Below are 23,015 nucleotides of genomic sequence, written 5' to 3'. Positions count from 1 at the left end.
TTCTTTCACTTCAACTTAGCCTGCGTCCAAATCTCCTTCGGAGAACTGACTGTTGTAAAGATCAGCATAGAATCCGCCTTGTGCAAGCAGTTCCTCGTGATTGCCCTTCTCGATTACACTACCTTGATTCATAACAAGGATAAGGTCGGCATCTCGAATCGTCGAAAGACGGTGAGCAATTACGAAGCTGGTTCTGTTTTGCATCAATGCTTTCATTGCTTTTTGAATCAACAATTCTGTCCGTGTATCGACACTGCTTGTTGCTTCATCAAGAATGAGGATCGATGGATCAGCCAGAATCGCACGCGCAATCGTAATCAGCTGCTTCTGTCCTTGAGAGATATTAGAAGCCTCTTCATTTAACACCGTATCATAGCCAAGCGGAAGTGTGCGGATAAAGTGATCGGCATGAGCAGCCTTGGCAGCACGCACCACATCAGCTTCTGAGGCACCTTCACGTCCATAAGCAATGTTATCGCGGATCGTACCATTGAACAGCCAGGTATCCTGAAGCACCATACCAAATTTGCTGCGCAGGTCACTCCGTCTCATGTTGGTAATATTGACGCCATCAATGATAATTTCCCCATCATTAAGCTCGTAGAAGCGCATCAACAGGTTAATCAGAGTGGTTTTACCAGCACCAGTAGGACCGACAATCGCTATGGTCTGACCTGGACTAACCTCAATATTCATGTCCTCAATCAGAATCGCATCTTCTTTATATCCGAATTTCACATGACGGAACTCAACGGAACCTTCCGGAGTACCTTCATCAAGCTTCGCAAGTGTAGTATTAACTTCCTTAACTTCCTCTTCTTCATCCAGAAGTTCAAATACACGTTCTGCGGAAGCAATAGTGGATTGAATAATATTCGCAATATTAGCCGTTTGTGCAATCGGCTGGGTGAACTGACGGGAATACTGAATAAAAGCTTGAATATCCCCAACATCGATCATTTTTTTAGTAACAAAGATACCGCCGACTACACAAATCATTACATAACCCAAGTTACCGATAAACATCATGAGCGGCATAATCATACCGGACATGAATTGGGCACGCCAGCCAGAGTCGTAAAGCTTATCGTTAATTTCATCAAAATCCTTAAGGGACTGCGGTTCACGACCAAAAGCTTTAATAATCCGGTGACCTGTATACATTTCTTCTACATGACCATTCAACTGACCGAGTGACTTCTGCTGTCCGACAAAATAAGTCTGCGAGCGCTTGGAGATAGCCATAATTACAACGAAGCTGAGTGGCAATGTAACAATTGTAATCAACGTCAGCCATGGGCTGATGGTAAGCATCATTACGATGACACCGATAATGGTGACAATAGAAGTAATCAATTGAGTTAAGCTCTGCTGCAGTGTAGTACTGATGTTATCCACATCATTCGTAGCACGGCTTAGAATTTCCCCATGGGTACGGGAATCAAAATATTTCAAAGGCAAACGTTCCAGCTTGCTGTTGATCTGCTCACGCATGTCGTAGACGACCTTCTGAGCTACGCCAGCCATTACGTACTGCTGAATATAGCTAAATAGAGCACTAAGCAAATACAGTCCCGCAAGTATGATCAGGATATCATTAATGTATCCAAAATCAATGGAAGCTCCCTCAACACCCATTAATTTACCGTAAGCACCTTCGAATAGTTTAGTTGTTGCTTTACCCATAACCTTAGGGCTGAAGATACTGAATACAGTACTGGCAATTGCCATTACAAGAACGATAATCAATTGAACCATACGAGGTCTTAAATACTTAATCAGACGACGAAGTGTACCCTTGAAGTCTTTAGCCTTTTCTGCAGGCATCCGCATGCCAGGGCCGCCACCAGGTCCAGGACCTTTATGGGCGCGCGGAGCAGCAGGTTTATTGTTTTGTTCGCTCATGCTATTTCCTCCTCTGACAGCTGCGAGGATACGATCTCGCGGTACACATCACTGCTCGCGAGCAGTTCACGGTGAGTGCCCATTCCGGCGATTTCACCCTCATCAATAACAATAATCCGGTCGGCATCCATAACGGTACTAACCCGTTGAGCTACGATTAGAACAGTGGATTCCGTGGTTTCATCTTTGAGTGCCGCACGAAGCTTGGCATCTGTTTTGAAATCAAGTGCAGAGAAGCTGTCGTCGAACAGATAAACTTGAGGTTTTCTCACAAGCGCACGTGCAATGGACAGCCGCTGTTTCTGACCACCAGAGACATTACTGCCGCCTTGAGCAATTTCCGAATCAAATCCATCTTTCATTGCTGACACGAAATCGTAGGCCTGAGCTACCTTGGCTGCATGAATGATTTCTTCATCGGTAGCATCCTCTTTACCGTAGCGAATGTTTTCGTTAATCGTACCTGAGAACAATACCGCTTTTTGAGGGATGTAACCAATTTTGCTCCGTAGCTCTTCCTGAGTCATCTCACGCACATCTACTCCGTTAACACGTACAGCACCTTCGTTAACATCATAGAACCTTGGAATCAAGCTAAGCAGCGTAGATTTACCTGAACCAGTACCACCGATAATCGCAGTAACTTCACCTGGGCGAGCACTGAAGCTAATTTTCGAAAGTGCAGGTTGTTCCGCGCCAGGATAAGAAAAGGAGACATTATCGAATTCAACAAAACCACGCATATGATCACGGCCGTCTTTTTTAGTTGCTTGAGCCGTTGTTTGTAATTCACTCTCTGATGGATCTGTGAACTCCGGCCGCATATCGAGCACTTCATTGATACGCAAGGCTGAAGCTGAAGCACGAGGAATCAGCACGAACATCATCGACACCATAATCAGGGAGAACATGATTTGCATCGCATATTGAATAAATGCCATCAGTGAGCCGACTTGCAAATCGCCATCGCCAATTCGAATCCCACCAAAGTAAAGAATTGCGATCATGGAAAAGTTCATAACAATCATCATAAGCGGCATCAAACCGGCCATGATTTTATTTACTTTGATCGCCGTGTCTGTCAGATCACGGTTAGCCTCGGAGAAGCGTTTATTCTCATGATCAATCCGGTTAAATGAACGGATAACACGGATACCCGTCAAATGTTCACGTAGAACCAGATTTAATTTATCCAGCTTGATCTGTATCGCTTTAAACAGTGGTAATCCCTTCATCCCGATAAAGAAAATTGCGCCAACGAGTACCGGAATAACTACTACAAAGATCAATGATAATTTCGCATCTTCAGATACCGCCATGATGATACCACCAATCATCATCATCGGTGCACCGATCATCATACGCAGCATCATAGTAAGTACAGTCTGTACCTGCGTAATATCATTCGTTGTACGGGTAATTAAAGATGCGGTACCGAGCTTATCGAATTCATGCAGCGTGAAATTCTCTACGTGGTTAAACACACGAGCACGGGTAAGTTTACCGAACCCTGCTGCCACTTTTGCTGATAAATAGCTGGCAATGACTGAACATAAGGCCCCGCCCCCTGCAACTAAAAGCATGAAGCTACCTATTTTCCAAATATAAGTACGATCTCCCTGAACAATACCCTTATCGACGATGTCGGACATCAGCGTAGGGAGGTATAAGTCACCCATGGACTGCAAGAACACAAGAATTAATACAGCACCAATAGCTACTCGAAATGGCTTCAGTTGTTTAAATAATTTAATCAAGCTTCTCATCTCCGTTCATTTGTAGCCTATCCCAATTAGGTGGTGGATTATCCTCAACGAATGCATGTACTTTCAGCAACAGTTCTGTGAGCTGCTTAGTCTCTTTTTCACCTAAGTAACGAACGAGCTCATCAAACATTGCGTCTCTATATTGCTCTGCTCTTCGTGTGAGTTTTTTTCCACTCTCCGTCAATTTCACGCGTACGACTCTTCGGTCCGAAGGATCTGCGTGTCTTTCCACCATCTGTTTCGCCTCAAGACTATTAATCAACTGCGTAATAGTTGGAGGTGTGAATCCGAGAAGTCGGCTGATTTCAGATATCTTTAGACCCTCATCATCAGAATGATTCCATTTTTCAATGCATATCATTAAAGTCATCTCACTCGGCTTATGGCCTTCAACACCCTTTTGCCATTGGCCTTTATGCAGCCGTTTCATCGCCGCAAAAAGCTCGTGTGCGACTGAATTTTCAGTATTTTCTGTATTTCCTCCGTTTATCCCAATTTCTTTCACCTCTATTTTAGTTAGGTCAGCTAATTATTAAACACTGTATTATTTAGGCTACCTAATTATATTTTCGGTGCAACGCTTTGTCAAATTTTGAATACGGTATCAATTATTACGAAATAAAAAACTCCCACCACGAAGGTAAGGAGTTAAAAAAATCGGATATGTAACTATATATTAAAATGTCCAACATACCTTTAATATTAGAATCCCGCTCCGTGTTCATAGGTCGTCATTCCTCCATTGCCGCCTCCCAATGTCGGTTGACCAATAACGATGAAGCTAAACAATACTAAAATGCCTGCCATCATCAATAGTGATTTTTTCATCTTTTCTCACCTCCCTTATTAAATTCCTGTATTTGTCCTGCTGAATCTGAGTTGCATAGTCCCTGTTGGTCTCAAATAAAGTTACACATTTTATGAAGTCTATTCCATTATTCGTCTTAATAGATAACTCTAAAGACTGAATAATATATTCCACACCTACAATATATTGTTTGTTTCTTATTTGATATATAGCTACTTGATAGTACAACCGATATAATCGATCGATATTAATGGGATCTTCAAACTGCTCAAATCGCAGCATTTCCCGTGAGAAGCGTGTAAGCACATTGTCTACAGAAAATCCGAAACGATTAGCCGATTCCATAATAATAATGAGTCCTGGTAGTATCTCTCCGGGATGATCAGCTAAAAAGGCTACATAAGCTGGTATAACTTCAACATTGCCTTCCAGCATCTCCAGTGTAAAACTATTTCCGGTTGCAAATAATCGGAACTGTTCTACGGCTTGGTGACCTACTTCATCCAACATTTCGAACCAGCTGAGGTCTGCGTAACCAGCAGTATATTTCTTAGCCTCTTCATATCGACCCTGCTTTGACAACGAAATCGCTTTGAGTAAATAACCATGTCCATAATAGACAACCAGCGGACGCTCTGTACAAAGCGCTTCTCTTCGTCTGTCTTCACTACGACGTAGCTCTTGGCGGTAAACAGCATTGGCTAAAGCTCTCAACTCATCAGCATAGACTTCCATTTCTTCCCATCTTCGAAGAGCGAAACATAACTGCGTCAGCATTAATAAACCATCCAATTGCAAATTCTCTGGAAGACGGCCCCTGAATGGACTAAAACTAATCACTGCACGTAGTTTCTCTTCCATATCAAATGTTTGCAAAAATTTAAAAATACGATAATGACTGATCGCAAGACGTTCACTGTAACTATCAGACTCATTCTCTACTACAATTTTATAAAAAAACAAAGACTCCTGAATTTTCCCTTTATTGAATAACTTATCAGCAACTGAATAAATGATATCCAGCGGCTTTGTACACTCCAATATCCTACCTATAGTTTCATCAATGCAATTTTGTTTGCCCAATTCGGCGCAACGTATTAAAAAAGGCTCTACCCTGCGGCGTGAGACCTTCTCCTCATTAAAGCATTCATCAATATATAAAGGATACAACCAACCGTCAGGAAATCCAAAGGCTTTAATGATTGCATCTATTTGTCCCAGGGACATAGGCTTCGGCGGATTCCCGTGCAAAATTGCACTGAGACTTCCACGATTCAGGCCACATATTTTTGAAAATGAGGCGAGATTATGGCCGGAGCGGGACAGATTTTTCTCAATTTCTGAGCGTATAGTTGTTAACTTTCCCTCCACTCGGCACCCCCAAAGTTTGACTTGAAAAGATCCTATTAATTGACATTATAGGTGAAAGTTATGGATTGTACAACTTATAGATTGTACGACAAAAAGAGGAGCGTATTTCTCTCCTCTTTATCGGTTGGATCTTTGTAATAGTGTAATTCTATGGATGTATCGAGTTTAATTTATTGTAATAGCGGCTTTTGAGCTTCAGCAGTAAGCTGTTGCACTTGCCTTGCGACTGCGCAAGTTCTCCATCATCTTATGTTGTGCCAGCAAAATATAACCGTCCAATCGCTCGCTTAGCTCTAGGACAGCATGGTCACTAAGACTCCGTTGCTCCGCGACTTCCAGCAATTCGCATCTAAGGCTCTCTATAGTCACAAACAGCTCATCTTCTCTGTAGTCTCTTCTATAAGCTTTCTCGGAAGAACCTTGATATAGTGTCACAACTCTCTCCTTCTCTCTATCAACATCTCTTCCTATCATAATCCATGATACCAAAAAACATATTTTCAAAAAAAAAGAAAAATTTGCAGAACATCCACAAAAAATAAAATAGCTATTTATTCGGGTTCTATAGGCTTGTGGGGAAGCTCATTTGGGTACTGTTCTCAATAGTCCCTTTGCAAAAGAAATCCATTCACGTGCTGCAAAAGATAAATAACGGTCTCTACGCCATGCCATAGCGATCTGCCAAGGAATCACCGGATCTGTCAAAGGAATGACTACCAATCGCGAGCGATCCATGTCACGGCAAATGGTTTCCGGCAATAATGCGATCCCCATTCCCGCAGCTACCATCTTGCTGATCAAGTCCCATTGTGAACTCTCATATATAACCTTCGGCTGAAATCCAGCTTTTACACATTCCGTAATAATCCGATCGTGCAGCGTGAAATCCTCCCGGAATAACACGAACTCCTCTTCAGCCAGTTCACTTAGTGGAACTAACTCTGCCTCGGCCAGCCGATGCCCCATAGGCAAAATAAGATTCAACTTCTCTTCAACAAAGGTAAAACAATGAAGTTTGGATGTATCTACAGGCAATACGACCATTCCAATGTCCAGCAGTCCCGTTTCTACATCTTCCTCCACTTTTTTGGCCCCATCCTCATGAAGACGAATCGTAACCTGCGGATAACGTTTATGAAATTGACCAATCACCGATGGAAAAAAGCTCGCTCCTACCATTGGAGGCAGGCCGATGCGGATGTGGCCCTGCTCCAGATTCCGTAAGTTATCCAGTTCGGAAGACAAGCTAGCGAAAGACTCCACGATATTTTGCGCTTTGGTGAACAAAATTTCCCCTGCGTCTGTAAGCCTTACACTCTTCCCTTCACGGTAGAACAAGTCTGCCTCCAGTTCGACCTCCATATTCCGAATCATTTTACTGATCGTGGGCTGTGTTATATATAATGATTCAGCAGCTCTGGTAAAGCTTTTCATTCGTGCCGCTTGAACGAAATATTCTAATTGTCGGATATCCATTTATGTGCCCCCTAATCCATAGACAAAAGGAATGTCATTTATTCGATCTATTCATTTTACCTATGAAAACAATTGATGTAAACTTTCATTATTATGAAAGGAGCGAAGCCTTATGAAAAAGATTGTTATAGGCTTGCTGCAGGTGGCGGGACTTATGTTATTCTCTTTACTTATCAATGCTGTGACCCCATTATTGCATATCCCTATTCCCGGAAGCATACTCGGAATGATTATATTGTTTCTCCTGCTTGAGTTCGGTGTCATTCGTCTGAATTGGGTAGAGGTTGGTGCTTCTTGGCTACTCGCCGAGCTCCTACTGTTCTTCATTCCATCTGCTATAGGTGTAATGAAATACGCTAATATTCTGGAAACGGATGGATTACGCATTCTTGCCGTTGTCGTCTTAGGCACATTTGTTGTGATGGCTAGTTCCGGATTACTTACCAGTAGAATTTATAAAGCGAAGGAGCGGAAAGAATCATGTTAAACGCTCTGCTATTTTTTGGCCTCACGGTCGCGGTGTATTTACTCGCGAAACGTATCTATGCTTCTACCGGTAAAGTCTACACCTCTCCATTAATCATCACACCAGTGATTATGATCATCTTTCTGCTTATAACAGGCATTACTTATGACTCATACAATGCGGGAGGAAAATGGCTGACGGATTTGCTGCAACCAGCAACCATGGCCTTTGCCATCCCTTTGCATAAGAACTTCAAGGTACTCAAAAAGCACGCCGCCGAAATTGCGGCAGGCGTGCTATCAGGGACGATAGTTGCGGTGATCTCTTCCATACTTCTCGCCAAATGGCTGCATGTTAGCGGCGATCTGGCAGCTAGTCTGGTCCCGCGTTCGGTAACTACACCGATCGCTATGAGCATCTCGCAAAGTATCGGCGGTGTACCGAGTATTACGGCAGTCTTCGTCATTATTACCGGGATACTTGGTACAATGATGGGCCCTACTGTACTTCGCATCTTCCGCATTGAGAATGAAATTGCGCGCGGTGTATCGCTGGGAACCGCTGCACATGGTACAGGAACATCCAAAGCCTTCGAGCTTAGTTCACTGACCGGAACCATCTCCAGTATTGCGATGATTCTGTCCGCGCTGTTATCTATAGGTGTGGCGCCAGCTTTGCTCGCGATATTCCTCCACTAGGCTAACCCAGCTTGGGCCAAGGGCATGTCTCTTTAGTACATCTAAAGTAGCATGTCCTTTTTCTATGAACTGAACCTTAGAACTTAACAGGCAATCCGCTTTGCGCTGAATCATAGGCCGCACAGGTGACTTTTAGGGTATTGTATCCATCCTCATAATCGCATAAAATGCGCGAGCGATCCCCCGTCCGTACAGCATGTATGAAGGCTTCACTTTCTACTAAATATGGGTTTCCTGTATTCGCAAATTCGGTGCTATTGCCGCTTCTCACTTCCAAGAGACGATCCGGGTTCCAGTCCAAAAGTCCCCGATCATTATAGAAGCTAAGACCTACACTTCCCACCTCATCAGGTAAAACGCATGTATTTGAAATATTAGCAACAATTCCATTTTCAAGCTTCAGGGATACGGTACCTACATCTGCCACGCTCACACCTTCATGCTGCTCATGCATAATCCGGTTTCCGAACATGCCGTAAACTTCCTTTACTTCTCCGGCTAGATAGCGCACCAAATCAACGATATGTGTAGTCTGCTCTGTGAATTGTCCTCCGGATTGCTTCTGATCACGCCACCAAGCTACGCCTGGCATGCCGCCCATCCATTGCCCCATAATCATACCGACTTTGTCACCACGCAAAGTTTCTTTCAGACGTTTAATGTTCTCCTGATAGCGGAAATGATATCCTACCGAGGTTAACAAATTATGTTCTTTGATATCCTGAAGTAGGCTTGCGGGAATTTCAGTAGTCATACTAAGCGGTTTTTCTATAAAAAAGGGAATATCCCTCTTGATTAATGATCGTTCGATCGCGCCATGAGATTGTGGAGGCACACAAATATAAACAGCATCGAGCTTCTCCGCATCCAGCATCTCCGTAATATCACCATATCCAGCAGCATCGTATGGACGTGCCATATCTTCGCCTTTAGCCTTACTGCTTCCGCAGACCGCTTGCAAACGGACATTATCCATCTCTGCTAGTAAATCAGCATGTACCTTAGAGAACCAACCCGTACCCACAATACCCACTTTTAATGTCATTCTTTTTCCTCCTGCCGATTGATTATGAATACCTTTTCATAGATTATACCCTCTTATGAGCGGATAAGATAATCTCTCCATTCTTCGGGAAGCAAATGCATGTAAGGACTCTGCAAAAAGCGATCATCCGCAAGCACAATAATGCCTGTATCTGTCTCACTTCGAATCAGTCTGCCTCCAGCTTGCAATACCTTGCACATTCCTGGGTAGACATAAGCATAATCAAAGCCATTTTTACCTCTGGCATTAAAATACTGACGCAGTAGATTACGCTCAAGACCAAGCTGTGGTAGGCCAACTCCAACAACCATTACCCCGTTGAGACGGTCTCCTGGCAGATCTACACCTTCCGAAAAGATCCCTCCGAGTACAGCAAATCCTAACAGCGTCTCGTCATTATCTGGACTAAATGCTGCTAAAAAACTTTCTCTAGCCTGCTCACTCATGCCTGTATCCTGTATCAAAGTCCGTACTTCGGGGTAATTCTCCGTAAAGGCCTGATATACGTTTTGTAAATAGAGATATGAAGGAAAAAAAACCAGATAATTGCCCTTCTTTGAAACCATTTGATTCAATGCCTGAGTTAACGGGATGAGGGAAGCTTCCCGGTCATGATAACGTGTGGAGACAGGCAGCACGGTCACTTCCCATTGCTCCTTCTGAAAAGGAGATGAGACCGTTAAACTGTAATCTTCCTCCACCGCACCAATCATATCCCGATAGTACGATAATGGAGAAAGCGTAGCAGAGAACAGAATCTGGCTTCGAAAGCTCTTAGACATTTGTCGGAGTAAATGCGATGGATCCAAATTAAATAACTTCAAGTACACATCGCCGCGCCGAACCTCAGCATAGGTTATGTAGCGTTCATCATAGGTCTTAAAGGTGCGAAGCATCCCTTGAACTGAAAAATAGGTATCCAGAAGAACATTCTCTCCTTCTCCATTCTGAGGAACAATGCTGGCGCTCGGGTGAATAAGTTCCTGTTCCGCCTCCAAAGAAAATATCTCAAGCAAGGCTGGCAACTCCTCCGGGAACGAAGCCCACTGCCCTTGCCCCTCTTCATTACAAATTTTGCGAAGGGAGATAAAAAAAGCATTCACCGATTTAGCTGCAGTACTCAAATTACGGTTTACTTCCTTGTACTGACGCTGGATTTCTAGAAAGGGGGCCTTCAGCAAAGAGGCAGAGAACATCTCTCGTCCCCGGTCTACCAGATTATGTGCTTCATCTACCAGAAGCACCGTTTCTCTCTTTCTCTCCTCTGTTAGCCGTTTCAGGCTGATCCGAGGATCATATATATAATTGTAATCGCAGATCACCGCATCACAGGCATAGGCTGCATCCAGCGAGAACTCAAACGGGCACACTTTATGTTTGTGAGCATACAGTGCTAGGGTGTCTCTGCTCACCAGCGTTTCATGCTCTAACAGATCCATTACCGCATCATTAATCCGATCATAATAGCCTTCCGCATAGGGACAGAAATCCTTACCGCAAATCCCTTCATCATGAAAACAGGTCTTCTCTTTAGCAGTAAGTGTGATGACATGCAGCTGGAGTCCCTGCGTCAGCAGTAGCGAGATTGCTTCCTGTGCGGCAAAACGGGTAACCGTCTTAGCCGTTAAATAGAACAATCCTTTAGCTTGTCCTTCGCCCATTGCTTTAAGGACCGGGAACAGCGTTGACATTGTTTTCCCAATACCTGTGGGCGCCTGAGCGAACAGACTGACCTTTTCTACGATGGATTTGTACACCGCTCCGGCAAAATGCCGTTGTCCCTTTCGATAAGAAGGAAACGGGAATTGTAACTCTCGAAGGCTCTGCTCTTTCTTAGCATCATGACGAACCATCATCTCAGCGTACGGAGCATATCTGGCTACGGTATCATTAGCAAATGAGATCAGTTCATCTAAAGACAACGTTCGGTACAAGCTTTTTTGCTCATCAGTAGCCCGGTGGACATAGGTAAGCTTTACTTGAATAGAAGAAAGCTCCTGCTCCAGCGATACCATATATGCGTACATCAGCGCCTGAGCCCAATGAACATCATGTCCCTCTTCCAGCATATCCAGCAGTCCGGAGGTTGATTTGATTTCTTCGACGATTAGGCTCCCATCCTCCGAAACAAGCAGTCCATCACAGCGCCCATCTACTATATAGAGTAAGCTACCATAAGGGATCTCTGTTTTCAGATAGACCTCCTTGCGGTCGCCTTCCTTATATTGCTTTTGGATTTTCTGATGAATTCGTGTTCCTTCAACCATAGAGGAAGTACCATGAAATCCAGGCTCAATACTACCGCTGCGAAAAACATACTCGACGAGAGTTCTAACGGATAGGGTTACAGTATGATCCAACTATTCTCACCTCCCTTAATTAGCCATATATCCTTTTTGTTCCCAATGTCTATTTCGGTCCTTTAATCGCTGTATAACCCCATGGGATAGCATAAACATTATCTTTCACCTATGCGTCTTTAACTTTACGCACTCCACAAAGCTTATACTTACGCTTTCGGTTTTTGACTTTCTTCTGCTAGCCCTGCATAATAAATTTTATTACTATGGAGTCATTTTGTCTTGGTGCTGTTTCGTCCTGTTTGAGAAATGGCGTTTTATCATGTAGAAAGAGGGGGAAGCTGTGTCATCCTTTAATATTAAACGTTGGATCATTAAACCTTTTGTGTTTTTCACAATACTTTTTATCCTAAAAGCATTTCTGGCTTGGGGCGTCATTTTTGATGATGTGCTGCCTTGGAAATCATTACTGACAGAAATCCCTTTTGCCTGGGCGCTCTTCTGTATTATTGAGAGGTTCGCCTCCAAACGAAAGCTTGGATATTACATGACAGTCAATTTATTAGTAACAGCCATCTTTTTCGCAGCCATTATGTATTTTAAATATTATGGTGTTATTGTAACTTACCATGCCGCGGAACAGGTGAATCAAGTCACAGCCGTCAGCAACAGCGTATTCTCACTGATGGATCCTTACTACCTGTTAATCTTTACAGATATAATTGTCCTAGGAGGCTATTTCTTCTTTAATAAGAAAGGCCGTGTCTATAAAAAAGAGAATATCAACCGTCGTAACGGAAAAATAAAATATAGTGTTCTATTCGCAGTCTCACTTGGTTTATGCTTGTTCAACATTTTGCCTAATAAGGCTAGTATGAACGAAATTAAGAAAGCTCAGGAGATGGGTATTCTTAACTATGAAGCCTATACGATCTTTGCAAAAGAAGAACCAGAGCTAGTGCAATCAAGTGACATTACACAAGATGCCATCAACCAAGTGAAGGGGATTAATACTGCAGTTAGTTCTCCACTTCATGGCACGGCTAAAGGCAAAAATCTTATTATCATTCAATTGGAATCCTTCCAGAACTTCTTGCTGGGTCTTGAGCTAGACGGGCAAGAGATTACACCGAACCTGAACAAGGTAATGAAGGATAGTCTTTACTTCCCTAATTTCTATCAAATGGTAGGCCAAGGGAATACGTCAGATGCAGAATTCGTAGTGAACACATCCGCCTACATCCCTCCGCGTGGTGCGGCAACGATGTCCTATGTAGATAAGGTGCTACCAAGTCTGCCACGCTTGCTTAAAGACAATGGGTATCAGACCGCAACCTTCCACACCAATGTCGTAGAGTTCTGGAACCGCGGTGAGCTGTATGACTCACTGGGCTTCGATCATTATTATGATCGCTCATTCTTTGGTGAAGATGATGTTTTCTTCTTCGGTGCTTCTGATGATACGCTCTATAGTAAAACTGCCGACAAACTGAAGGAAATGAGCAACGAAGGTCAACCCTTCTACGCTCAGATCATTTCGATGTCAGCGCATCATCCATTCACAATCCCTGAGGAAAAATACCGCATGAAGCTACCAGAGCGTTACGAAGGTACTTTTGTGGGTGACTATATCCGTTCCCAGAACTATGCGGATGATGCCTTCGGACATTTCGTAGAAGAGCTTAAAGCGAATGGCGTATGGGATAACAGCGTGATCATGATTTATGGAGACCATATGGGACTGCCTATTTATTCTCTCGATCATGATGATAAGCAATTAATGACTGAAATTTATGGTCATGAATATTCCTATGCGGATATGTTAAACATTCCTCTGCTCATTCATGCAGGAGACAGCACAGCACCACAGACCTTAGAGCAAGTCGGTGGCGAAGTGGATATTATGCCAACTGCTGCTGGTCTTCTTGGAATTTCATTAGAGAATAACCTAGTTTTCGGTCAAGATCTACTCAGTCAGACTTATAATTTACTGCCAGAGCGATATTATTTACCTTCTGGATCTTTCATTTCCAGCTCAGGACTGCTTATTCCGGGTAACAGCTTTGAAGATAATACCCAATACCCTATTTATAATGGAAAAGCACCGGCTGCTACTGAGGATGAATACAACCGAGCATTGAGACTTCTACAGCTTTCCCATAGCTATATTACACAGCTGCCAGACAAACCAATTAAACCTTAGAACTTATCATTATTATACTTCAAAGAAGGCCACCTTCTCTCCGGAGAAGGTGGCCTTCTTTCTGTATCTATAAGCTAAAGCTAGAGATTTACCGTTCCTGATCCTCGATCATACGGTAGTACTCCGCAAACTTTTGCAGCTCTTCCGGCTTCAGTATAGATAAATGCTCAGCAAGCAGCTGTTTTGAACGGAAATGTCCTTCTTCAAGTATTTGCTGACCTTGCTCGGTGATGGTCACCACAACCGCTCTCCGGTCCGATCCATCCGTCTCACGCTTAATAAAGCCCAGCGCTTCCAGGCGATCGAGCATCACGGTAATGGCACTTGATTTGACCTCCATAGACTCCGCCAGCTGTACCACCCGCGACTTTTTCTCTTTCGCTACTATATTTAACAGACCCATCTGAGGTACGGTAAGTCCGAGTTCTTTATGCAAAGTCCTTTGAGACATGATCTTACGCTGTACTCTCCACATGGATAATCCAAGACGCTCTATTAACGGATCTAATTGATGCGGCATCCTTGTTTCAACTCCCAATCCGTTTTTTAATAACACAAGCGTACCACTAGAACTGGTCAGGATTCAATGCTTTTGTCTACTAAAGATTTCATAATCACGTTTATTTCCATAATTCTTCCATCAATTTACAATATCCGACACAAAAATACTATATTCTATGTAAGGTCATAGGCTTAACGATACGCTATAATCGTAGCAGTGAGAGCGATTGTCTCCGAAAACATATTTTGTCAAGGTTGGTGCAAAGAATGAAATTGGCAACTAAATTAACTTGGATGATGTTCATCGTGTTACTTCTTGTTGGATCATCCATCGGGTTCTTCGGATACCGTACTGCGTATAAGCAAGTAGATGAAGCAGCAGGTATCGAATTGGTAGGATGCGCCAATATCACAACCGGGCTGATTGACCCATCAGATATTACCGCGTTAATTGCAGGAGATCAAAGCAAGTTGGAGGCTGTCGAAGACCGGATCGGTTGGATTGTGGCACATAAGGCTATTTTTAAAGAGGCGTTCATTTTATCGCTAGACGGAAAGATCCTCGCCGCAGATTCAAGCTTCAAAGCAAGAGGTTATAAAGCAGGCGACACTTTTTATTTCTCAGATGAAGAGAAACAAGTGATCACTAAATCTAAGCATTCCGCTTACTCCAAGGTTTATACATACGAAGGTACCTCACTTAAGACGGGTTACGGCCCCATCTATCAGGATCATGATCCGTCCAAGCCTATAGTTGCTCTAATGGCTATTAACTTCGATGGCCCATTAATTCAAGAACGGACCCGAGACATCATTGTTCAGCCTTTTATTATCGGGACTTCCATTCTAGTTATTGCTATTGTGGCAGCATATCTCTTAATCCGCCGAATGGTAAGTCCACTAACAAAGCTATCCAGAGGCGTAAATCTTGTTGCACAGGGTGATCTTACTCATGATCCTATTTCATTCAACAGCAAGGATGAGATTGGTACACTAGCTCGAAATTTCAACGGCATGACGCAGAGCTTGCGCATGCTCATTACCGAAGTTAATGAAACCTCCATGCAGGTGGCGTCTTCATCCGAAGAGCTCTCTGCCAGTGCACAGGAAACTAACCGTGCTGGTGAGTACAGTGTCAACGTTTCGATTGAACTTGCTGATGGAGCTAATACACAATTGCAAAATTTGGAGGGTGGATATAAGTCTGTACAAGACTTGTCACACTTCATTACAGAGATTGCAGGAAATGCTGATAACGCAATGAATAATGCTACCAGTAACGCCGAAAAGGCTCGTACAGGTCGAGAAGCAATGGACTCTACTACACAACAGATGAGCATCGTCAGTGACAGCATCACTGATTTAGCTGTCATTATTGAAACCTTGGGTGGCTACTCCAAGGAAATTGAGAATATTGTGGGCACGATTGCGAGCATCGCAGAAGAAACCAATTTGCTGTCGCTGAATGCAGCCATTGAAGCTGCAAGAGCCGGAGAAGAGGGAAGAGGCTTTGCGGTAGTTGCACAATCCGTACGCAAGCTTGCCGAGCGATCCGCCCAATCTGCTGCTCAAATCGGACAACTCGTAAGCATCATCGTAAATCAGATGGACCAAGCAGGAGAAACCATGAAGCGCTCTACAGAAGAGATGGATCAAGGCCGGGAATTAATCGTAACGGCAGGTCAATCCTTCTCCGAGATTGAGATGTCCGTCTCTGGGATGGCTTCACAAAGTCAGCAGATTTCCGGAACAGTCCGCGAGCTAGCCTCCATCTCCGATGGTCTCGTTACTACTCTACAGAATATTGTAGACGTCGCTAATCAGACAGCAAGCGGTGCGGAAACATTATCCGCCTCCTCACAAGAGCAGCTTGCAGCCATGGAAGAAGTGGAGTCAGCTGCAGGTTTCCTGTCCTCGCTAGCTGAGAAGCTACAGATTCTAATTGAACGTTTCAAAGTATAATTCTTCTTATTCATGTAAGTTCTTAAACTTAAAGGGGCTAGCGACCAAGCAGAGAAATTCTGCTTGGTCGCTAGCCCCTCTTCTATGTATTGAGATCACGACGCTGCCGTATTCGCTATAAACCACTCACCCAGCTCATGTACAGGCATCGGCCGACCGTAATAATAACCCTGCATGACTCTACAACCCAGTGATTTCAGCAATTCAATCTGCTCTGGTGTCTCCACACCTTCCGCCACGACTTCCATATTAAGATGAGTCGCTATCGCAATAATATTGCTGATAATAGCTTTCTTGGAGTGCATCTTGCTGTTACGAATAAATACTTGGTCAATCTTGAGTGTGTTCACTGGGATTTCATCCAAATTACCAAGGGAGGAGAAGCCTGTCCCAAAGTCATCCAGCGATACTCTTACCCCAAGCATTCGAAGTCTAGACAGCTGTGCAACCGTCTCTTTCATGTTATGCATCGCAATGGACTCTGTAATCTCCAGTTCGAGAAAGTGTGGCTCTAATTCTGCACATGTGAGTGCTTCCGCTACAACATCGTATAGACTCCCATCCTCAAACATCCGTGCGGACATATTAATAGAGACCGGTACGTTAGCTATCTCTTCCTTATGCCAGAACCTGTTCTGGCTACACACATCATGTAGCATCCAATAGGTAATCGGAACGATCAGTCCGGTCTCCTCTGCAATAGGAATGAATTCCGCTGGCGAAATGATCCCATGCTCTGGGTGTCTCCAGCGCAGCAGCGCTTCAAGACCCACCGTAACATTCATATATGAATCCCATTTCGGCTGATACACAACCATAAACTCAGAACGAGCCAACGCTTTTCGAAGATCCTTCTCTAGCGACATCCGCCGCAACTGATGGCGATTTACTTCCTGGTCGAACACACTGCATTTATTCTTACCTGAATCCTTAGAGGTATAAAGAGCCGTATCCGCAGCCTTCATTAGCGCTGAGCGATCAGTCCCATGCATAGGAGTCATACTGATTCCAACACTTGCAGTAACATATAGCTCATTGCCCTGAATACGATAGAATTCCTTAAGTTCATGCATAATATGCCCTGCTTCTTCCTGCGCACCCTCCAGCGTGCAATCTGGAAGAGCAATCAGGAATTCGTCACCGCCTAAACGGAAGATCTTTCCTTTATCGCCTACAGAACGAATTAATCTAACAGCGACCTCCTGTAGTAGCATATCACCTATATCATGTCCAAGCGTATCATTAATCGACTTAAAGCGATCTAGATCTACAATAAAAACAGCACCAGATCTGCTTTCAAAAAATTCATCTTTAAAATAGCGTTCTAGTCCATGTCGATTCGGCAGCTCTGTTAGCGGATCTTGATAAACCATTCGTTCAAGCACATGGCGATCCAGAAATACGGCGCCAGCAGAAACTGCGAGCATAAGTAGCGCTGCCAGCGAAAATGCCATTAACAGTATAACATCAGTCTCTACAAAAAAAGGTTTGCTTCCAGGTAAGTTGTTATATTCAAAATGACAAGCCTTTACACTTGTGTAATGCAATCCGGTAACTGAAAATCCGATAAACAACGCCGAGTATAGCTTCCATCGCTGAAACCCTGCGTATTCTTTAAACTTGTGGAACATCAATAATCCGATATAAGAGGAAACCAAAACCAGAATTACAGCAACGGCTTGAATCCATATATCATAATGAATCCTCGTCGCAATCTTCATAGAAGACATTCCGATATAATGCATAGCCGAAAAGCCGCTTCCCAAGAGAATACCGCCTACTACTAAATTCCATATCTTTAACTGAGGAACAGAAGTGATCCGGAATGCCAAATAGCAGAATAACACACCAACTAATAGTGATATTATAGATCTGCCTGGATAATAATTGACCTCTGCCGGAAAGCGATTCGCCATTATCCCAACATAATGTATTGCCCATATACCGCAGCCTAATACACAAGCTCCCGAGATCAACCACAGACGTCGGATTTTGCCAGTAGAACGTGAAACTTGCGAAATCAGATTCAGTGCAGAGTAAGTAACTGTCGCCGCTAGCACAAATGATAGTAAAACAATCCAAACATTATAGTGGATTCCCATTTTATCCATTAGTTAACCTCTTCACCGGTTTTGAATCCCGTAATCGCTCAGCGTATTTCTCAAGTAAAAAATCAGTACACGAATATCAGATATGGAAGAGTGCGTAAAGATTATAGGTTATCCATAAAAAGAAACTTTAGATGTATTCTACTCTGTATTCAGAAGATTGTCTAAGTAAATACTGGAATTTATACCCTTTTTTATTACGCGAAAAATGTCCATATTTGACACAATCACTCAACCCGGAAAACTTGAACCACGACCTGTTGATGATACATTTTTGGGAAAGGTAATTCGCCATATCCATAGATTCAAAACTACCAAAACCAACAGGTAGATATAAACTCCACCCATAAACAAAGTGAAGACATAATGAATACCTGCCATCCCCATCAGCAAAAATAATAACCCAAAGGAGTTTGCGGTGTAATTCTTCTGTTTAGCTGCCTCATATCGTTCTGAGAAAGGTAGTACCGGAGGATAAGAACGGAAACAAATGACCGCATAGATCAGCATTGCAAACAGCACGACTACCAAGTCTGGCACAATCCGCAGCCCAAACAACCAAAGATACACTATCGCTTCTATAGCGAATAAAGGTAATAGCAGGCGAACTATCGCTGCCTTAAGCATTCCACGATAGATGGGTGCGGTGTTTGGCAGAGGAATCAGCTTATAAATCCAAGAGCCTTTATAACCCGCAGAGTACCTTAGCATTAGAACAACCGTCTGAAGTAACGTCGCACCGAAATAAATCATCAGGTATGTGTTCGAATCCTTGATAGACGATGCATTCCCATCCCAAAAGATCCCAAATATAAAAATGAACGGGAAGACAATGGAATAACCGATTGCCGGATATACCTTTAACTTGAAGTCACGCTCATTCTTCATCATTGACCAGCTAAAGCGAAAAAACATGCCCTCTACCGGGTTCTTACAAGTTACTTTCGACAACCAGTCCACCATTCGGGCGTTACTCTTGCCAACGTTCCCTTGCTCTGAAAGCTTCTGTAAGCTCTTTTCGAATAAAGGCATCAGCTTAATATAAGCCACAATCAGCAGAACCGGAATTACTAAAGCTAGCACTGAAAGCACCACGAAGTGTGTATCTCTCGCCCCGCCAATCAACATCTCAAATGGAGCCGCAAACCAAATCGGAGAAATCAAATACTGCCACCATGCCGGCTTAAAAGAGAGGCTCAATTCAGCAATATCGAACAGTCTAACAACGAGCTGATACCCTACTGTAATCCCTATAGTCAAAATGATCTGTACATAATTAATAATATCTTTGAGCTTCTCCCCGTCGAAAAACTTCATGATCAGTAAATAAAGCAGCGCCGTAATGACGAGAATAAAGCAGTCCATCAGAATGATCTCAACAGCATATATTAGAAAAAATAGTACTCCCTGTTTGAACAGGCACAAAATCAGCGAAGGTCCGGTCAATGTCAGCGTCACTGAAAATAAATAAATGAGAATGTGGATGCTCTTCGCCATGTTCAAGGTACGGCGGTTCACTGGCTTTGAAGCCAGTATGTTTTTGTCCCGAAGATCAAGCATCACGGAAGAGAAATCAGAGATCAGTGTGGTCGTAATCATAAACATCACTACACCAAACACTAGACTCATCTGCAGCATATAGTTCCCCGTTAACATCATAAGAGGAATTAACATGACGCCAAAAAGTAAATAAATCCATTGCACCCGCAGCGGCGAGCCCTCTTTCTTCTCCTCCTTCTTCTGCATTCCAGCGAGCACTGTCGGTGTTCTTCTTCCGTCCATCGTCAGTTTGACCTGCAGAATACTCCGCATCACATCATAATCAACTCCGATTCGGCTAAACCCACCTCGCAGCTTATCCAGAAGCTTCAGCACATAGAAATCAGTCATGAGAAGATACCTCTTGCATGACCGCAACAAATTCCCCAGCAATATCACGGTATTTATCAAATCCAGTTAATTGATTAAAAATATCCTCAAGCGACCCTTCGCGGCCCTTCTCTCTTAGCTCAGCAAAGCTCCCATCCGCCACGATATCTCCACCATCGATCAAAACGATCCGGCTACTGATCTTCTCAACTACATCCATGATGTGTGAAGAATAGAAAATGGTCTTGCCCCTTGCCGCCAAAGATGCAAAAATCTCCTTTACCACCATTACGCTATTGGCATCCAGACCGCTCAACGGTTCATCTAGGAACAGAATATCGGGATCATGAAGCATACTGGAGATCAGCAGTACCTTTTGTTTCATCCCTTTGGAGAAGGTTGCGATCCGCGAATCATAAGCTTTCTCAAGACCTAGCAAGGCCATTAATTTTCCAGCCTTGTAATCCACATCACTACGCTTCATGCCATACAACTCACCTACAAAAGTTAGATACTCCCTAGCGGTGAGGCTATCATATAATTCGGCTACCTCCGGCACATAACCTATTCTTTTTTTGTAAGAAACATCTCCATCAGCAATATCCCTACCGAAAATCTCTACTTTGCCGTTGTAGCCTTCTACCAGACCGAGCATAATCTTAACAGTTGTACTCTTTCCTGCCCCGTTAGGGCCGATATAGCCAATAATTTGTCCTCTGTATACCTTAAGGTCAATGCCCTTTAGCACCATTCGGTCAGTGTAGTTCATCCATAAACCAGAAATCGCAATGACTGGATCATCAGCAAGGCCCATATCCTAATCCCCTCTCTAGCGACTAATTGACGATGTTAAAAATTACTATTTCATAAAATTACAATAATTGTATCATTCAACTGAATCCCGCTCCATAATTTAACTCACTAATCTTATATCTATGAATGCTAATGCCCTGTTCAGCACAAAAGGGAGAACCATTGGTTCCCCCTTAAAGTGTAGAGATCTATCCCACACAAATTATTCTGTTTGATCCACTTGATCATATGAAGCTCTGGCCTTTTCAACCCATACATAATTTTGACTCGTCCACTGATTTAACGCTCTCATAGGCTCAAGTAACGACACTCCTAGGGGGGTTAGAGAATACTCTACGATGGGTGGAACGGAAGGTGTAATCTCACGCTTTACCAACCCATCTCGTTCCAGTTGCCGCAAAGTTTGAGTTAGCATTTTTTTAGAGATGCCTTCGATTCGTCTTCTGATATCACTGTAACGAATGATTCCATCTTCCATGGCATAGATGACCAAAGCTGTCCATTTATTAGAGATAATATCAAGGACCTTACTGTACCCACAAATCGATAACGAGATATCAGGCTCTACGGCATTCGTCGAAAATGGATTGTTCATATAAAGTCCTCCCGTGCACTTTTTGGTTCCCTGGATACTATAAAGTGCCTCCTTACTTAAGTGTAATTTATGGATTATTGTATGTCTATGCACTTCAAGAAGGAGAGATTGCTCATGAAAGTATACGAAATTCAAAGTGAATTTGGGCTCGATCAACTGAAGGTAGCCGAAAATCCAATTCCTAATCCTCGTTCTGGTGAAGTTCGTATAAAAATGCGGGCAGTTTCCCTTAACGCTAGAGATTTAGGTGTCATTGATGGTTTTTATAACCCGATTTTGAACGCTCCTTTAATTCCAGTATCGGACGGTGTTGGTGAAGTTGTCGCTTTAGGTGAGCATACGTCCAGATTCAAGATTGGTGACCGGGTAAGCGGTATTTTTACTCAAAGCTGGATTTCGGGAGAACCTACACAAGAAAATTGGGTGAGCTCACTTGGAAGTCCGCTTAATGGGTTGCTTGCAGAATATGTTGTGCTTCCCGGGGAGGGATTGGTTCGTGTTCCAGATCTATTAACTGATGAAGAAGCGGCAACACTTCCTTGTGCTGGTGTTACAGCCTGGCATGCTATTGTTGAAGAAGGAAAGGTGAAGGCTGGAGAGACTGTAGTGATACAAGGAACGGGTGGAGTTTCACTATTCGCGCTTCAATTTGCCAAGCTTCACGGTGCACAAGTGATCATCACATCAAGCAGCGATGAGAAGCTTAAGCGTGCAAAGGGATTGGGAGCGGATTTCGGTATCAATTATTTAAAGACCCCTGAATGGGATAAGGCTGTTCTTGAGCTGACAGGGGGACGCGGGGCAGACCATATTGTTGATCTCGGTGGATCATCCACATTAAATAAGTCAATCGGGGCGCTGCGGGTGGGTGGAAGGATCAGCCTGGTAGGCGGTCTGTCGGGCTTCCAAGTCGAGGGCTTTGAAATCATCCCTGCAATTCTGAGAAAAGCACGCCTTCAAGCCATCAATGTCGGAAGCCGTGACATGTTTGAGACGATGAACCGTGCGGTTGAACAAAATGGACTTCGCCCTATCATTGACGCTGTATTTCCATTTGAACAATCTGTTGAAGCATTGCAATACTTGGCTAAGGGTACACACTTCGGAAAAATCTGCATTAAGTTTTAAC

Annotated in this window: 19 protein-coding genes; 5 read left to right on the top strand and 14 right to left on the bottom strand. The window is 43.4% G+C overall.

The window, feature by feature from the left end; genetic code table 11:
- Positions 1–15 precede the first annotated feature (15 nt).
- The 7 genes from ACFWMP_RS22360 to cidR form a co-directional block, all read right to left on the bottom strand.
- On the bottom strand, positions 16–1,905 hold the full coding sequence (locus ACFWMP_RS22360; RefSeq protein WP_042192571.1) for an ABC transporter ATP-binding protein: 1,890 nt from the start codon (positions 1,903–1,905) through the stop codon (positions 16–18).
- Positions 1,902–3,662, bottom strand: a complete 1,761-nt coding sequence (locus tag ACFWMP_RS22355; RefSeq protein WP_042192573.1) for an ABC transporter ATP-binding protein — start codon at positions 3,660–3,662, stop codon at positions 1,902–1,904. Before ACFWMP_RS22355 ends, ACFWMP_RS22360 begins: the two co-directional genes overlap by 4 nt.
- Complete coding sequence (locus ACFWMP_RS22350; RefSeq protein ID WP_143764104.1) at positions 3,655–4,176, bottom strand: MarR family transcriptional regulator; 522 nt, start codon at positions 4,174–4,176, stop codon at positions 3,655–3,657. The genes ACFWMP_RS22355 and ACFWMP_RS22350 overlap by 8 nt, the downstream gene beginning before the upstream one ends.
- A 197-nt stretch (positions 4,177–4,373) precedes the next feature.
- A complete protein-coding gene (locus tag ACFWMP_RS22345) occupies positions 4,374–4,499 on the bottom strand; it encodes a hypothetical protein (RefSeq protein WP_379424729.1) in 126 nt (41 codons plus the stop codon).
- On the bottom strand, positions 4,453–5,850 hold the full coding sequence (locus tag ACFWMP_RS22340) for a DNA-binding protein (protein ID WP_076297940.1): 1,398 nt from the start codon (positions 5,848–5,850) through the stop codon (positions 4,453–4,455). The genes ACFWMP_RS22345 and ACFWMP_RS22340 overlap by 47 nt, the downstream gene beginning before the upstream one ends.
- A gap of 195 nt (positions 5,851–6,045) precedes the next feature.
- Positions 6,046–6,285, bottom strand: a complete 240-nt coding sequence (locus tag ACFWMP_RS22335; protein WP_042192581.1) for an aspartyl-phosphate phosphatase Spo0E family protein — start codon at positions 6,283–6,285, stop codon at positions 6,046–6,048.
- Between the two features lie 147 nt (positions 6,286–6,432).
- On the bottom strand, positions 6,433–7,326 hold the full coding sequence (gene cidR, locus ACFWMP_RS22330; RefSeq protein ID WP_042192583.1) for a cidABC operon transcriptional activator CidR: 894 nt from the start codon (positions 7,324–7,326) through the stop codon (positions 6,433–6,435).
- Between the two features lie 112 nt (positions 7,327–7,438).
- Here cidR and ACFWMP_RS22325 point away from each other — a divergent pair, with 112 nt between their 5' ends.
- Together ACFWMP_RS22325 and ACFWMP_RS22320 are read left to right on the top strand one after the other, a co-directional pair.
- Positions 7,439–7,813 carry a CidA/LrgA family protein gene (locus ACFWMP_RS22325; RefSeq protein WP_042192585.1) on the top strand — a complete coding sequence of 125 codons (375 nt, stop codon included), beginning with the start codon at positions 7,439–7,441 and terminating at the stop codon, positions 7,811–7,813.
- Complete coding sequence (locus ACFWMP_RS22320) at positions 7,807–8,490, top strand: CidB/LrgB family autolysis modulator (RefSeq protein WP_042192587.1); 684 nt, start codon at positions 7,807–7,809, stop codon at positions 8,488–8,490. The genes ACFWMP_RS22325 and ACFWMP_RS22320 overlap by 7 nt, the downstream gene beginning before the upstream one ends.
- A gap of 76 nt (positions 8,491–8,566) precedes the next feature.
- Here ACFWMP_RS22320 and ACFWMP_RS22315 read toward each other — a convergent pair whose 3' ends face one another.
- Both ACFWMP_RS22315 and ACFWMP_RS22310 read right to left on the bottom strand, forming a co-directional pair.
- Positions 8,567–9,535: a Gfo/Idh/MocA family protein gene (locus ACFWMP_RS22315; protein WP_042192589.1), complete on the bottom strand. Its 969-nt coding sequence runs from the start codon at positions 9,533–9,535 to the stop codon at positions 8,567–8,569.
- Between the two features lie 53 nt (positions 9,536–9,588).
- Positions 9,589–11,895, bottom strand: a complete 2,307-nt coding sequence (locus tag ACFWMP_RS22310; RefSeq protein WP_042192591.1) for a helicase C-terminal domain-containing protein — start codon at positions 11,893–11,895, stop codon at positions 9,589–9,591.
- Between the two features lie 283 nt (positions 11,896–12,178).
- Between ACFWMP_RS22310 and ACFWMP_RS22305 the strand changes: the two genes are divergently transcribed.
- Positions 12,179–14,038 carry an LTA synthase family protein gene (locus ACFWMP_RS22305; protein ID WP_042192594.1) on the top strand — a complete coding sequence of 620 codons (1,860 nt, stop codon included), beginning with the start codon at positions 12,179–12,181 and terminating at the stop codon, positions 14,036–14,038.
- Positions 14,039–14,126: 88 nt separating this feature from the next.
- Here ACFWMP_RS22305 and ACFWMP_RS22300 read toward each other — a convergent pair whose 3' ends face one another.
- The gene (locus ACFWMP_RS22300; protein ID WP_081382665.1) at positions 14,127–14,558 is read right to left on the bottom strand and encodes a MarR family winged helix-turn-helix transcriptional regulator; all 432 of its coding nucleotides are present in this window, start codon (positions 14,556–14,558) and stop codon (positions 14,127–14,129) included.
- Between the two features lie 248 nt (positions 14,559–14,806).
- Between ACFWMP_RS22300 and ACFWMP_RS22295 the strand changes: the two genes are divergently transcribed.
- On the top strand, positions 14,807–16,501 hold the full coding sequence (locus ACFWMP_RS22295; protein WP_379424728.1) for a methyl-accepting chemotaxis protein: 1,695 nt from the start codon (positions 14,807–14,809) through the stop codon (positions 16,499–16,501).
- A gap of 95 nt (positions 16,502–16,596) precedes the next feature.
- Here the strand turns inward: ACFWMP_RS22295 and ACFWMP_RS22290 are convergent, their stop codons facing one another.
- From ACFWMP_RS22290 to ACFWMP_RS22275, 4 genes are all read right to left on the bottom strand, one after another.
- Positions 16,597–18,612 carry a bifunctional diguanylate cyclase/phosphodiesterase gene (locus ACFWMP_RS22290; protein WP_379424727.1) on the bottom strand — a complete coding sequence of 672 codons (2,016 nt, stop codon included), beginning with the start codon at positions 18,610–18,612 and terminating at the stop codon, positions 16,597–16,599.
- Positions 18,613–18,840: 228 nt separating this feature from the next.
- Positions 18,841–20,499 carry a hypothetical protein gene (locus ACFWMP_RS22285; protein WP_379424726.1) on the bottom strand — a complete coding sequence of 553 codons (1,659 nt, stop codon included), beginning with the start codon at positions 20,497–20,499 and terminating at the stop codon, positions 18,841–18,843.
- Positions 20,492–21,292: an ABC transporter ATP-binding protein gene (locus ACFWMP_RS22280; protein WP_339243859.1), complete on the bottom strand. Its 801-nt coding sequence runs from the start codon at positions 21,290–21,292 to the stop codon at positions 20,492–20,494. Before ACFWMP_RS22280 ends, ACFWMP_RS22285 begins: the two co-directional genes overlap by 8 nt.
- Positions 21,293–21,493: 201 nt before the next feature.
- Positions 21,494–21,886 carry a winged helix-turn-helix transcriptional regulator gene (locus ACFWMP_RS22275; protein ID WP_379424725.1) on the bottom strand — a complete coding sequence of 131 codons (393 nt, stop codon included), beginning with the start codon at positions 21,884–21,886 and terminating at the stop codon, positions 21,494–21,496.
- A 114-nt stretch (positions 21,887–22,000) separates the two neighbouring features.
- On the opposite strand from ACFWMP_RS22275, the gene ACFWMP_RS22270 reads away from it, so the two are divergent.
- Positions 22,001–23,014 carry a zinc-dependent alcohol dehydrogenase family protein gene (locus tag ACFWMP_RS22270; protein WP_379424724.1) on the top strand — a complete coding sequence of 338 codons (1,014 nt, stop codon included), beginning with the start codon at positions 22,001–22,003 and terminating at the stop codon, positions 23,012–23,014.
- The last annotated feature ends 1 nt before the right edge of the window (position 23,015 follow it).

This window comes from Paenibacillus sp. NPDC058367 (assembly GCF_042723305.1).
Taxonomy (GTDB): Bacteria; Bacillota; Bacilli; order Paenibacillales; family Paenibacillaceae; genus Paenibacillus_AQ.
This window is presented reverse-complemented; position numbering and strand designations above follow the sequence as displayed.